General features: G+C 37.7%; 11 protein-coding genes. 5 read left to right on the top strand and 6 right to left on the bottom strand.

The window, feature by feature from the left end:
- Positions 1–91 precede the first annotated feature (91 nt).
- A complete protein-coding gene (locus ABFY81_RS02405) occupies positions 92–2,257 on the top strand; it encodes a malate synthase G (protein ID WP_347912954.1) in 2,166 nt (721 codons plus the stop codon).
- Between the two features lie 101 nt (positions 2,258–2,358).
- On the top strand, positions 2,359–2,817 hold the full coding sequence (locus tag ABFY81_RS02400; RefSeq protein ID WP_347913411.1) for a GNAT family N-acetyltransferase: 459 nt from the start codon (positions 2,359–2,361) through the stop codon (positions 2,815–2,817).
- A 55-nt stretch (positions 2,818–2,872) separates the two neighbouring features.
- On the opposite strand, the gene ABFY81_RS02395 is transcribed toward ABFY81_RS02400, so the two are convergent.
- From ABFY81_RS02395 to ABFY81_RS02370, 6 genes are all read right to left on the bottom strand, one after another.
- Positions 2,873–3,286, bottom strand: a complete 414-nt coding sequence (locus ABFY81_RS02395) for a biopolymer transporter ExbD (protein ID WP_347912953.1) — start codon at positions 3,284–3,286, stop codon at positions 2,873–2,875.
- A 19-nt stretch (positions 3,287–3,305) separates the two neighbouring features.
- A complete protein-coding gene (locus ABFY81_RS02390; RefSeq protein WP_004701951.1) occupies positions 3,306–3,728 on the bottom strand; it encodes a biopolymer transporter ExbD in 423 nt (140 codons plus the stop codon).
- Positions 3,729–3,743: 15 nt separating this feature from the next.
- Positions 3,744–4,625 (bottom strand): MotA/TolQ/ExbB proton channel family protein, encoded by an 882-nt coding sequence (locus ABFY81_RS02385; protein ID WP_191013127.1) that lies wholly within the window; start codon positions 4,623–4,625, stop codon positions 3,744–3,746.
- A 40-nt stretch (positions 4,626–4,665) separates the two neighbouring features.
- A complete protein-coding gene (locus ABFY81_RS02380) occupies positions 4,666–5,376 on the bottom strand; it encodes a TonB family protein (RefSeq protein WP_347912952.1) in 711 nt (236 codons plus the stop codon).
- Between the two features lie 109 nt (positions 5,377–5,485).
- Entirely contained in the window at positions 5,486–8,200 is a 2,715-nt protein-coding gene (locus ABFY81_RS02375) for a TonB-dependent receptor (RefSeq protein WP_347912951.1), read from the bottom strand.
- Positions 8,201–8,720: 520 nt separating this feature from the next.
- Positions 8,721–8,816, bottom strand: coding sequence for a hypothetical protein (locus ABFY81_RS02370; RefSeq protein ID WP_191000176.1), 96 nt, complete (start codon positions 8,814–8,816; stop codon positions 8,721–8,723).
- Between the two features lie 160 nt (positions 8,817–8,976).
- Between ABFY81_RS02370 and ABFY81_RS02365 the strand changes: the two genes are divergently transcribed.
- From ABFY81_RS02365 to ABFY81_RS02355, 3 genes are read left to right on the top strand one after another with little or no spacing between them, the layout of a single operon-like run.
- Positions 8,977–10,767: an ABC transporter substrate-binding protein gene (locus tag ABFY81_RS02365; RefSeq protein WP_347913410.1), complete on the top strand. Its 1,791-nt coding sequence runs from the start codon at positions 8,977–8,979 to the stop codon at positions 10,765–10,767.
- Between the two features lie 15 nt (positions 10,768–10,782).
- Positions 10,783–12,606: an ABC transporter substrate-binding protein gene (locus tag ABFY81_RS02360; RefSeq protein WP_347913409.1), complete on the top strand. Its 1,824-nt coding sequence runs from the start codon at positions 10,783–10,785 to the stop codon at positions 12,604–12,606.
- Positions 12,607–14,640, top strand: coding sequence for a M3 family metallopeptidase (locus tag ABFY81_RS02355; RefSeq protein WP_347912950.1), 2,034 nt, complete (start codon positions 12,607–12,609; stop codon positions 14,638–14,640).
- The last annotated feature ends 12 nt before the right edge of the window (positions 14,641–14,652 follow it).

The raw sequence follows: 14,652 nt of genomic DNA, 5'->3' as shown, positions 1-14,652 counted from the left end.
TATTTAGGAATGTGATATTAGTATTCAGCTTAATTTAAATCGGTATACTAGGTTTCTCTTGGTATAAAAAGTAGCAACTTCAGGAAAGACAATGACTGCACGTATTCAAAAAGGCAAGTTAGCGATTGCTAAAGAACTTTACGATTTTATCGAAAATGAAGCTTTACCAGGTTCTGGTTTAGATAGTGAAACTTACTGGAAGAACTTTGAGCAAGTTGTTGTCGATCTTAGCCCAAAAAATAAAGCGTTATTGGCTAAGCGTGATGAATTACAAGCAAAAATTGATGAATGGCACCGTAATAACAAATTTGAATTAGGTGCTTATAAGGCGTTTTTAACTGAAATTGGATATTTACTACCAGAAGTTGAAGATTTTCAGATTACTACGGAAAACGTAGATGAAGAAATTGCATTATTAGCAGGGCCGCAGTTAGTAGTACCTGTACGTAATGCACGTTATTGCTTAAATGCAGCAAACGCACGTTGGGGTTCTTTATATGATGCACTTTACGGCTTTGACGTAATTTCAGAAGAAGGTGGTGCTGAAAAAGGGAAAGGATATAACCCTGTACGTGGTGCCAAGGTAATTGAGTTTGCTAAAAACTTCTTAAATGAAGTTTTCCCACTTGCACAAGGCTCACACGCAGATGCAACTAAATATGCAATTGAGCAAAATAAACTTGTTGTGACTTTAAAAGATGGTACTCAAACAGGTTTAGCTCATGAAGCTCAGTTCGTTGGTTTTAATGGTGAAGAGACAAATCCTTCAGAAGTTGTACTTTTAAGTAATGGTTTGCATGTCATTATTGAAATCGATGCAAATAGCCCAATTGGTCAAACTGATTTAGCGGGTGTTAAAGATTTAACACTTGAAGCTGCGCTTACGACGATTCAAGATCTTGAAGACTCTGTTGCAGCTGTAGATGCTGAAGAAAAAGTTGAAGGTTACCGTAACTGGTTAGGTTTAATGAAGGGTACACTTCAAGAATCTATCGAAAAGAATGGTAAAACAATTGTCCGTGCGTTAAGCAAAGACCGCGAAATTAAAAACTTAATTGGTGGAACAACAAAACTTCATGGTCGTTCACTTATGTTACTTCGTAACGTAGGTCACTTAATGACGAATCCAGCTATTTTGGTAGATGGTGAAGAAATTTTCGAAGGTATTATGGATGCATTGGTAACTCCATTGTTATCAGTTGCTGATATCCGTAGTACGAACGAAAATAAAAACTCTCGTAAAGGATCTATGTATATTGTTAAGCCAAAAATGCATGGTCCAGAAGAAGTTGCTTTTGCTGTTGAATTATTTGAACGTGCTGAGCAAGCATTAGGTTTACCCGCGAAATCTTTAAAAATCGGTATTATGGATGAAGAACGCCGTACATCTGTAAACTTGAAAAACTGTATTGCTGCTGCTAAAGACCGTACTATCTTTATTAACACTGGTTTCATGGACCGTACAGGTGATGAAATCCATACTTCTATGGAAGCTGCACCAGTTGTTCGTAAAGAAGCGGTTAAAACACAAAAATGGATTGCTGCTTACGAAAATCGTAACGTTGCCATTGGCTTGAAATGTGGTTTACAAGGTAAAGCTCAAATTGGTAAAGGCATGTGGCCAAAACCAGATAGCATGAAAGATATGTTGGCAACTAAAGCTGCGCATCCAAATGCTGGTGCTTCATGTGCTTGGGTTCCATCACCAACTGGTGCTGTACTTCATGCAATGCATTACCATCAAGTAAATGTAAAAGCACGTCAAGATCAGTTAAAAGCTGAAGAAATGTTGTCATTAGATGACTTGTTAACTCCTCCATTTGCCCCAGAAACAAACTGGTCAGCAGAAGAGATCAACAATGAACTTGAAAATAACTGCCAAGGTATTTTAGGTTACGTTGTTCGTTGGGTTGACTTAGGCGTGGGTTGTTCGAAAGTTCCTGATATTAACAACGTAGGTTTAATGGAAGACCGTGCAACATTACGTATTTCTTCTCAACACGTCGCGAACTGGTTACGTCACGGTATTGTGACTCGTGAACAAGTTGAAGAAGTGCTTAAACGCATGGCAAAAATTGTTGATGAGCAAAATGCGAATGACCCATTGTATAAACCAATGGCAGCTAACTTTGAAACGAATATTGCTTTCCAAGCAGCTTCTGACCTTATCTTTAAAGGTTGTGAACAGCCTTCTGGTTATACTGAGCCGTTACTTCATGCTGCTCGTTTAAAGTTAAAAGGTTATACAGGTGACTAATTTTAACCTGTCATAAAAAAAGCCTCTTCGGAGGCTTTTTTGTTCTCGATATATTTTTTGCTTATAGAAAGGGAATTTATAACTAAAAGGTTTTGCATTAGATTAGTCTAAAAGATCTTAATCGTGAAAATTGGATTTTATGTGCAAAGTTGTCATTGCATGAATCTCAAAAAGATTATGTTGCACCAAATGTATATTCTATTGCTGAGTCTAAAGTAGAAGAACATTACTGTCCAAGAGTCATCTGTTTTAATGATGAAGTCGTTGGGTTCCTAATGTATTGCGTCGAAATTGATCCACCTGATGAGACATTATTTTGGCTATTTCGTTTTATGATTAGCAAAGATCATCAAGCTAAAGATTATGGTACCAAGGGATTGCAAATGGCAATTGATGAAATGGCTGCAAAAGGAGCTAAACGAATTAGAACGATGTATAAATCTTCTAATAACATTGCTGGAAAACTTTATAAGAAAATGGGTTTTATAGAAACTGGAGAATATGATGAGTGTGGAGATATTATTTTAGAGTTGAATATTTCAGTTCAAAAAAAACGCTAACTGAAAATTCAAGTTAGCGCAGGAGTTAATAGAGTTAAATAGATTAAAAGTAATATTAGTTACTGCTTACAATTCCAATTTTAGTGACACCTAAACGCTGTGCTGTAGCCATCACCATCGCTACATTTTTATATTCAGCCATCTGGTCTGGTTTGAGTTTGACTTGGTCTTGATCTTTTTTGGCAACAACACCTTGAAATAAAGTCTCTAGTGCTTTGCGGTCAGAAACCTGTTGATTATTCCAAAATACTTGACCAGTTGAATCAATTCTCACATCAATCACTTCGGGTGGCTTTTCATTTGTTGGTGGCGGTGTGCCATTTGGCAAATTAATATTAATCGCGTTGTTGGGTGCAGGTATGGTAATAATAAACATGATAATGAGTACCAACATGACATCAATAAGCGGTGTCATGTTGACTTCTAACATCACATCGTCATCATTATTTGAACCGACATTCATACCCATAAGATTCTCCTTAAAATAGTTATGGGGAGGCTGGAGGGGTAGTAACAAAGGCAATTTTGCCAATACCAGCTTGTTTGGTCGTACTAATGACCTGATCTATCGCTTCAAAATGGGTAAGCTGATCTCCTCGAATATGTACCTCTGGCTGCGGTCTTTTTTGCGCCACAGCCTGTAATTTCGCTAATAAAATTTCTTTATTTGGTACATAACTTTCATTCCAGAAAATATCTCCTTTCTTATTGACTGAGAGTTGAATATTTTCAGGCGTAGTTGCGTACGGCGTATTTTTTTCTTCAGGTAGTTTCACTGGTACTGTATGTGTAACTACTGGAATCGTAATTAGGAAAATAATAAGTAAAACCAACATGACGTCTACCAGAGGCGTCGTGTTAATTGTTCCAATCATTTCGTCTTCATCTTCAGAACCAACACTCATACCCATAATGTTTGCTCCTGATTATTTAATGCTGCGGTTAACTGAATTATTAGTATTAATTTCTCCGCTTAATAAAACTGCATGTAAATCTGAACCAAATGAACGTACGTTTTCCATCACTGCTTTATTGCGACGAGTCAACCAGTTATAACCAAGTACAGCCGGTACTGCGACTGCAAGACCAATAGCTGTCATAATCAGTGCTTCACCAACTGGACCTGCAACTTTATCAATAGATGCTTGTCCTGAAATCCCGATAGCTGTTAATGCGTGATAGATTCCCCATACTGTTCCGAATAGACCTACGAAAGGGGCTGTAGATCCAACCGTTGCTAAAAAGGCTAAACCTCCACTTAAGTGGTTTTGTACTTTTTCAATTGAACGTTGTATTGAAATGCTTACCCAAGTATTGAAGTCAATGCGTTCAAGTAACGAACCGCCGTGTGACTTAGTTGAGTTAATTCCTTTTTCTGCAATAAATCGATAAGCGCTACTTTGTTCTAAACCTTCAGCAGCATTATCAAGAGAAGTAGCTTCCCAGAAATGTCTTTCAGCTTCTTTTCCTTGTCGTTTAACTTTTCCTTGTTGTAATAGTTTAGAAACGATGATGTACCATGTACCGATAGACATAAGTACTAATATGAATAGGGTTGATTTTGCAACTAAATCACCTTCACGCCAAAGTGCTTCTAAACCATAAGGGTTTTTAACAGTTTCACTCGTTGCAGGCTTTGGCGGTGGAGTCGGTGTGCTTGAGTTTGATGTCGCTTCAGTCGTTGCTGTTGCAACAGGAGTATTACTCGTTTCTTCTGCAAAAACTGTACTTAATGGAAGTAATGAGCAAGCTGCGATTAGACTTGCAGAAGCGAAACGAACTAACGGTTGAGTTGATTTTTTCATCATATATCTCCAATTTTTTTTAATTTCTTGCTAATTCAATTGTTTATTCAATTACAAATGGATATTCAATCTCATACCAATCTTGCTGAGGTACACCATCTTTCATTGCTGGTTTGAACGTACATAAGCTGTAAGCTTTAGTTGCTGCTTTATCTAAGGTTTTGCTGCCACTCGATTTTTTTACTTTGGCATCAATAACCTTGCCGGAAGTATCAACTAAAACACGTATGCGCACTGTCCCTTGTTCTTCATTCATAAGTGCTTCGCGTGGATATTCTGGTTTTTCACAGCCGGCAGAACCCTCTGAAACACCACGACTCACACCAGCTGGTTTTGGTGCCGGCGCAGCAGCCACTGGAGCAGGTGCGGCAACAGGGCTTGGTGATGGGGTACTAGGTGCAGCAGGAGCCGGGGTAGCCACATTCGTTGGTTGAGTGACTGGCGTCGTTTTTTGTACAGGTGTAAATTTTTCGACATGTTTAGGAGGCTCTGGAACCTTGGCAACTTTTTCTACCATTTTTGGTGGTTCAGGTGGTTTTTCCTTTGGTTTCGGCTCTTCCGGCTTTGGTGGAGGAGGCGGCTTAATATCCTGAATAATTTGTAATTCCACAGGTTTTTCCGCTGGTTTTTGAATATTGTTTGCTAAACCTGACATCAGAATATAGGCAACAAGAAGATGCAGAAAAATGACTGCAGCAATACCAATTAGGCGTTTGGCAGATTTATTTTCTATGTCTGTAAAAGTCATGCCCATAGTTACTCCTGAAACTGTAGACAAACAATTTTTAAAATGACTGTTTGGCTAAGAATGAGTATTTGTTCTGCAAACACAATGTTTAAAGTCATGTTTGCAGAACAACCATTTAGAACTTATATGTACCTCGTACAAAGTAAGTACGTCCTAAAGGATCTGCGTAACGTGGGTCATATCCCATTTGGAAGTTGTCACCAACATTTGAAGCAGGAGGGTCTTCATCAAAGATATTCTTAATCCCCGCTGTAACTTCAAGATTTTTAAAGCCTTTATAAGTGCCTGAAATGTTATAAATTGTATAGTCGCTCACTTTGTGATTTTCATAACCTGACTTGACTGTGGAACTTGAATTTTGGTCATCATAACCACGAGTGAATTGTTGTTGGAAATTTACTCCCCAGTTTTGATAATTCCAGTATAAATTAGCAGTATGTTTCCAACGAATAATTGGGGCATCTCCAACATATGTACCTAAACTACTAATCCATTCTCCATCTTTTTCATTTTGATATTTATATTTAATGACATAAGTCCCATCCATTCCAAAACCAAATCGACCTGTTGCTGTCATTGGGGTTATATAATTTAGACTTACATCGACACCAGAAGTTTTTAAATCACCCATATTGTCTTGAGTAGTAATGATATGGTTAAGTGTTCCATCTGGGTTGCGTACGAACTTGTCGGCATATTTTGTTGGATTGTTAAAAATATCACTCTCAGGTAATGCAGCAATTTGATTTTCAACTTCAATATTAAAATAATCTAAGGTTAGAACTAAATTCTTAATTGGTTCAAGAACTAGGCCAGCAGTAAATGATTTTGATTCTTCAGGGTCAAGATCTTTATTTCCTCCATTTTTGCGATCAAATTGGGTTTCGCAATCACGACTGGCAACACCACCCGGTGGAAGAGTATCTCCCGGTTTTTTAGGAGGGCCATTTGGACAAAGTACAGGGTCATTATAGTAAGCTGAAGTATTTGTTATAGAGTTAGGAGCATTTACTTCCCATAAAGTTGGTGCTCGGAATCCTGTGCTATAAGAAGTACGGAACATTAATTGTTTAATTGGTTCCCAACGGAGTGCGAATTTAGGGTTAAACGTATCGCCGAAGTCACTATAATCATCGTAACGAGCCGCAAGTTGAGCTTCTAAAGTTTTATGTAAAGGAATATGCAGTTCAGTAAAGACTGCTTTGATATCTCTTTTTCCTTTATTCGTAGGTTCATTCGGATCAACTCCTGTACTTGGTGCTTGACTAGCCACTTCAGATACTACGTTTGAGGTCCATTCATCGTGGCGGTAGCTAGTTCCAATTGCAAAACCAACGTCACCTGCAGGTAATTTAAATATAGGTCGACTGGCGGTGAAATCAACAGTTGTTGAGTCAACGTCCGCTTTTAAATAAGCACCAGTTACTCCTAGTGTATCCCATAAGCCTGCGTCTTCTGGTGCTTGTGGACCGAATGGGTTTAAAATACCATTATTTAAAGCTTCTTGAGTTCTGTTGTAGTTAAGATACCCACTGTTTAATCGATCTTCCGCTTCGCTATGAGCATAAGTAACACCAGTATTAATATCCCAACCGAATGCTTCACCCTCTAGACCACCGAATACACGATGTGACTCATTAATACTAGAACTAACACGATTACCAGCTTGAGAACGAATATAAAGCTCAAGTGGACCGGTCACATTATTCATTCCAGGTGTAATGCCATTACCTGGATAATATTTGCTGTCAGGATTCAATGTTAAATCGAAGAAAACGTCTGGGGCCACTGAGGTAGTAATTTCATTACGTGCGTAGACGTATTCTGCTACAGCATTTAAATTATCATTGAGTTTAAAAGTAGCACGCCCTAGTGCTGAGATATCTTCAGTTTTTGGAACAATTCCAATCACTGCCTGACTGTTATAACGGCAGAATTCACCTTGTGCGTAAACGAGCGGATTACTTCCACAGCCTGTAGCTGCATATGGGTTTCCTTCGACACCAGTTTCTTTGTCATAAAAGTTAGCGGGAAAACTACCACTACTCCCTTTTGTAATACCTAGTTCTGGTATTAATCCTCCACGTTTACTAACTTTACGATCTTTTGCCATAACGTCGTTACCATGTCGGTAATCGATGACACCAAAAATATTAAATCCATTTTCATCAAGATCACCATAACCACCAAATACGCTTAGATCTTGTGTATCACCTCCACTGTGCTCTGGTTGTGTTAAACCACCACTGATGTTTAAACCAGTAAATTGTTTTTTAGTAATGAAGTTGATTACGCCACCAATTGCATCTGTACCATAAATTGCTGATGCGCCATCTCGTAAGACCTCAATACGGTCTAACATAGCTAACGGAATAATATTTAAATTAGTGACACCACTATCATAAGCATTTGCAGCTAAACGACGACCATTAAGTAAGATTAAGGTTTTATTGGCACCAATTCCTCGGAGGTCAGCTGCTGAACCTACCGTTCCACTAGCACCTACATTTTGAGCAGTAACAAAACTCGATTGGTTTGCACTGATCTTTGCTAATGCTTCCTCTGTTGTTGTTACCCCTTGTTTTAAGATTTCGTCAACTTTTACTATGGTAATGGGTGAAGCACTTTGTGCCGCAACTCCTTTGATTGAAGAACCTGTAACGGCAACTTTTACGACTTTTGTTGGTTTATCATCATTGCTTGATTGTTCTGTTTCTGCTGCTTGTGCCATGGTAAGACACATCATGCTTAAACTAAGGGTACTTAATTTAAGTATTGTCTTGCCGATCTTGGGGGTTACCTGAGATCGAACATTGTATTTTTTTTTCATCGTGGATTTGATCCCTTTTTGTTGTAGTTAGCGATATTGCTGGAAAGTTTTTAAGCAAAGCAAGTGCCAACTATATATTTTTCTTTTTTTAGTTTATGCAAAATATTGATAAATATTGATTTTATTATGGTTGCGAACAGTGCTTTTGATTTTTTATAGGGATAAAAAGTTTTCCATTTGGTAATTTTTTTAATGGTGGCTAAAAGTTCCAAATAAATTTGTATAAAAAATATACATTGCTAGATTCTTCACATGCTTAATACAGAAAAATGTGCTGTTTTAGAACTTTCTTGTATGTAATGTTATACTATTTTTAATAATTATTTATTTTTAATATTACTAATAATATTAGTATTTTAATTTGAAATTAATAATTTTATATGAATGCTTTTTTGTGATTCATAATGATACATTTGTGTGTTTTTATTGTGCATTTAAGGTGTTCAATGATTAACTTATGCAAATATAATATTTGGCAAAAAGTGACTTTTATTTATATAGTTCAAATGAATTTAAGTACCTAATAAAAATATGAATTTCTAATAATCTCAAATATTTTATGATGAGTGCCAATAGATGGCATGAAATTCGCTTTATATTCAGTAGTTACAAACACTGGGTGCTTAAGTTTATTTTTTCCATTTGATCAAATAAAAAAGATGATAAAGGAAAGTAAATTACAAATCCCAAATAGGCCTATCTGCTGAAAAAGAACTTTTCTTATGCGGATTTAGATGTTACTCAAAAGGTTAATGTCTTTTAAAAAAATTAGTTATGTGGATATGAACTTGAAATTAAAATTTTTTAAGCTCGCCGTTTTAAGTTTGGCTATTACATCAATTCCATGTGCTTATGCAATTACGCCAGCACAACCCAACAAGATTTTGCATGTTGCCTATGAAGCACCAGATGATGGTTTTGACATGGTTAAAACCACTAATTTTTATAGTGCAAGTATTGCAGAAGCCATTTTTGAACCTCTACTTAAATACGATTATTTGGCACGTCCGGTACAACTGGTTCCTTATACGGCAGAAACTATGCCTAAGGTTGAACAAGACGGTAAAGTTTATATATTTAAAATTAAGCCAGGTATTTATTTTACAGATGATCCCGCATTTAAAGGTAAACGCCGCGAGTTGGTAGCTGAAGACTACGTCTATGCAATTAAACGTATTTTAGACCCTAAAAACAGAGCGCCTTCCGTTTCTTTTCTGGATGGAAAGTTGGTGGGTGCCGATGCAGTGGTAGCTCAAGCAAAAAAAACAGGAAAATTTGATTATGCTGCGCCAATTGCAGGGCTTAAAGCGACTGATCGATATACTCTACAATTTACTTTAACTCGCCAAGACTTTAATTTTCCTTATATTCTTGCCTATATTACATTTAGCGGCGTTGCGAAAGAGGTTGTTGATTATTATGGTGACCGTATTGGTATGCACCCTGTAGGTACCGGACCTTACATGCTAAGTAAATATGTTCCAAGAAGTAAGGTCGAGTTGGTTGCCAATCCTGATTATCGTGGTTTTGTCTGGAATTTTAAGTCAACAGGAACGCCTTGGGATAACCAACTTGTTAAGGAAATGTCTGGAAAGAAAATGCCACAAATTGGCAAGGTGGTGGTTAGTATTATTGAAGAGCAACAGTCACGATGGTTAGCTTTCCAGTCTGGTCAATTAGATTTTGATAGACTTACAGCAGATGCAGTTCCGCAAGCTTTAGATGGCAATCAACTTAAAGCTTCTTTTCAGAAAAGAGGCATTAAACATTTCCCATATAAAGAACCTGAAATTACTTATACCATGATGAATATGCGAGACCCTGTCATTGGTGGTTTTAGTCCTGAAAAAATAGCGCTTCGTCGAGCAATTACTTTAGCTTATGATCAAAAAGAAAGCATAAAACAGGCATATAAAGGTCAGGCTGTCAGAGCAGAAATGTTTATACCTGAAGGTGTAAATGGATATAACCCAAAATATAAAAGTAGTGTTGGGTACAATCCAGTTCTAGCAAATAAATTACTTGATTATTATGGTTATAAAAAAGGGGCTGATGGCTATCGGACCTTACCAAATGGCAAGCCTTTAGTTTTAAAAATTAACAATGAAAATAGCTCAGCATCCGTTATTCATTCAGAGCTTTGGAAAAAAAATCTAGATGCGATAGGCATTCGTGCTGATTTTAAAGTAAGTAATTTTGCAGATAACTTAAAAGCCGCAACTCAATGTAAATATATGATGTGGAGTGGGGCATGGATTGCTGACTATCCCGAAGGAGATAATTTTGCACAATTACTATATGGACCAAATGCTGGGCAAGGGAACCATGCGTGTTATCAGTCTAAAACATATGATGCTCTTTACACTCAGGCCATTCATTTACCACCGCAACAACGTCTACCATATTATGAAAAGCTTAATCGCCAGATAGAAGCTGATAATCCTTGGATTATTCATGTAACTCGAATTCGTAATTGGTTGATACACCCACAAGTTCAGGGTTTTAAACCTCACCCGATGATGAATACAAACTGGCAATATCTTGATATTACCCCTATTAAAAAATAATTTTAGATAAAGATCATCATGACTGAAAATTTAAAACAAAAGCTCAAGCACTGTAGTGTAGGTCTATTATTTGTCAGTATGGCATTAACGGGTAACACGACTATTTTTGCAAAAAGCCCAGCCGATCCAAATAAAGTTCTCCATTATACGTTTCCGACAGCTGAAACAGGTTTCGACCCAGCGTATATCCATGACTTATATTCGGCACATGTAACCACGTCGATATTTGAAACTTTATATACCTACGATTATTTAGCAAGGCCAGCAAAGCTTATTCCCCAAATCGCAACCGCTATGCCAGAAGTGAGTGTAGATGGTCTGACTTATACGATTCACATTAAAAAAGGTATTTATTTTACACCGGACCCTGTTTTTAAAGGTAAACCTAGAGAGTTAACGGCTTACGATTATGCGTACTCTTTTAAGCGGTTATTGGACCCAAATTTACGTTCGCCAAATAGTTGGTTGTTGGAGAACAAAATTGAAGGTATGGATGCTTTAGTACAATCAGCCAGTAAAACAGGAAAGTTTAACTATGATCAAAGTGCGAGTGGTTTACAAACACCTGATAAGTACACTTTGGTTATTCGGTTAGTGAAGCCTGATTATAACTTTCCTTTATTACTAGCACATGACCCTACAGGGGCTGTAGCACGTGAAGTTATCGAAAAATATAAAGATAAATCTGGCTTTGTTATGGGGCATCCAGTAGGGACAGGACCTTATATGCTCAGTAAGTGGGTGCCTGCTTCGCGTATTGTTTTAAAAGCGAATCCTGATTATCGCGGTTTTACTTGGAACTTTGTAGCCAGTAGCGCTGAGGACCAAGCAATTGTAAAACGTCTCAAAGGTAAACAAATGCCTCAAATCGGCACAATTGATATTCAGGTAATGGAAGAAAACCAGTCACGATGGTTGGCATTCCAGCGTGGTGAAGTTGATATTATTCAACTTGAAGGGCAATTAGTCTCGAAAGCGATTAAAGACGGTAAATTAAGTCCTGAGCTTGCAAAAGAGGGTGTGCATTTATCTCGTATTGTTGATCCGGAAATTAGTTATAACTATTGGAACCTTAAAAATCCCGTTGTTGGAGGGATGAGTAAAGAAAAAATTGCTTTACGCCGTGCAATTGCAATGTCTCGTTCAATAGATCAAGAAATTAAATTAGTACGTAATAGTGATGCTGAGCGTCTACATTTTCCAGTTCCACCAGGTGTAGTAGGGGTTGAACCTCAATATAGAAGCAGTACCCCATATTCGGTCAAAGCAGCAAATTTATTATTAGATAAATATAACTATAAAAAAGATGCATCAGGTTGGCGTACACAACCAAATGGTAAGCCCCTTGTTATTGAATATATGGCGCGCAATGACAGTATTGGTCAGCAAAGCGCTGAGCTTTGGAAAAAGAACTTTGACAGTTTGAATATTCGTATGGTTTACAAACCAATGCTCTTTTCAGATCTCATTCGGGCGCAAAAACAGTGTGATGGAATGTTTGGTTCCTCTGCATGGATTGCCGATTATCCAGATGGCGATAATTTTATGCAGAATTTTTATGGCCCGAACACTCATATGACCAACTGGTCTTGCGGTTCAATACCAGAGTTTGATCAATTATACCGTCAGTCTCAACAGGTTAAGCCAGGCCCAGAACGCGACGTGATTTATCGAAAAATGACACGTTTGTTAGAAGTGTATATGCCAGTTCAAGTGTTGTATGCACGTTATAGAAATATGTTGGCTCAACCAAGAATCATTGGATATAAGAAGCATCCGATTTTACATGCTGAATGGATGTACTTCGATATTGATACAAATACGAAATCTAATCATTAAATGAAAAAAATTGGAGATATGATGAAAAATAACACGCTGAAAATGACTAGTTTATGTATGTTGACCATAGGTATAAGTCAGTTTGCATCGGCAGAGACGACACGTGCGACGTTACCATTACTTAAAGCAGAGCAACTTCCCACATGGTGCGATTCTAATTTAAAAAAAATCCAGCAAGAGATTTCAAGTTTTGAAAAAATACCTGTTAAAACCGATGCTGCTGCCGCTCCGATATTAGCAAAGTGGGATAAAATTTTTGCTCATCTTGAAGATTTTTCAGGACCCATAGGTCTATATAGTAATGTAGACCCAGATGCGAAATTACGTAAGGCAGCCGAAGACTGCGAAATTAAAATTAATCAGTTTCATACTGATATATTCCAAAATTCAAAATTATATAACGTAATTAAAAATACAAAAGCGAATGATCCGATAGATAAAAAATACCGTCAGGATATTCTGGATCAGTTTGAAGACACGGGGGTTCAATTAGAACCAGCAAAACGTGCAAGAATGAAAGCCATTCTGGATGAGTTGACTAAACTCGAACAAGAATATAACCGCAATATTCGTGATAACCCTGAAAAACTTGAATTTACTCCTGAAGAAATGAAAGGGCTGCCAGAAAGTTATATTTCAGGGTTAAAGAAAAATACCAAAGGTAACTATCTATTAGGTTTTGAGTATCCGGAATATCGTCCATTTATGGAATTGGCTGATAATGATGATGCCAGAAAAAGATACCAGATTGCCTTTACACGACGTGGTACTGAACAAAACTTAAAACTACTCAAACAGGCAGTAGATTTACGTTATGAGCTTGCGCAGTTATTTGGAAAAGCAAGTTATGCAGATTGGGTGTTAAAAGACCGTATGGCAAAAACGCCCGAAGCTGTAAATCAGTTTTTGGCAGAAGTACAGAAAACGGTCGCACCACTTGAGCGCAAAGAAGTAGAAGAGCTCCGAGCATTTAAAGCACAAACTTTAAAAACACCATTAGATAAAACCGAGATCACACGTTGGAGTGAAGCTTACTGGAGTGAGAAACTGCGTAAGAGCAAATATCAAATTGATCAGGAAAAGCTTCGTGATTATTTCCCGACTTTAGCGGCACAAAAATGGTTATTTGCAATTTCATCTGACCTTTATGGTATTGATTTTAAACCTGTCAAAGTTAAAGCATGGCAAAGCGAAGTTGAGTATTACGATGTGGTCGATAAAAAGACAGGAAAGCTTCTGGGTGCTCTATATATGGATAAATTCCCTCGCGAAGGGAAATATGGCCATGCTGCCGTTTGGGGAGTATATGGTGGCAGTACTTTAACTAACCGCTTACCCGTGTCAGTACTTGTCACAAACTTTAACCGTAAAGGTTTAAATAGTGACGAGTTAGAAACTTTTGTTCATGAATTTGGTCATGCCTTACATGGCATTTTATCTAATACCCGTTATGCAAGTCAGTCTGGAACTTCTGTAGAGCGTGATTTCGTAGAAGCACCATCTCAAATGTATGAAGAGTGGGCACGCCGTAAGGAAACTTTGTCTAAAGTGGCTGATTACTGTGATCCAGCATGTCCACGAGTTGATGATGAATTAATTGCCCGTTTAAAAGCAGTACATAACTATGGGCGCGGTTTACGTTATGCACGTCAGACACTTTATGCGCAGTACGATATGGCACTTCATACGGCTGATGCTTTAAAAGTAAAACCTTTAGAAACTTGGCAAAAAATGGAAGCAGCTACGGCCTTGGGATATGTACCAACAACAGAGTTTCCTGGACAGTTTGGACACTTAATGGGTGGGTATCAAGCGGGTTATTACGGTTATATGTGGTCTGAGGTTTTAGCTCTCGATATGCTTTCTGCTTATGGTGACAACCTAAATAACCCACAAGTCGGGCAACGTTACCGTCAAACCATTTTGTCACAAGGTAGCCAAAAACCGGCAGCTGAGTTGGTTAAAGATTTCCTTGGTCGTGATCCTGACAATAAAGCATTCTTTAATGAAATTACCGGACAACGGGTTAAATAAGGAATTATCACT

The organism is Acinetobacter sp. WA-87, from assembly GCF_039938935.1.
Taxonomy (GTDB): domain Bacteria; phylum Pseudomonadota; class Gammaproteobacteria; order Pseudomonadales; family Moraxellaceae; genus Acinetobacter; species Acinetobacter seifertii.
Note: the sequence above shows the minus strand (reverse complement) of the source record. Positions and strands in the feature narration are given on the sequence as shown.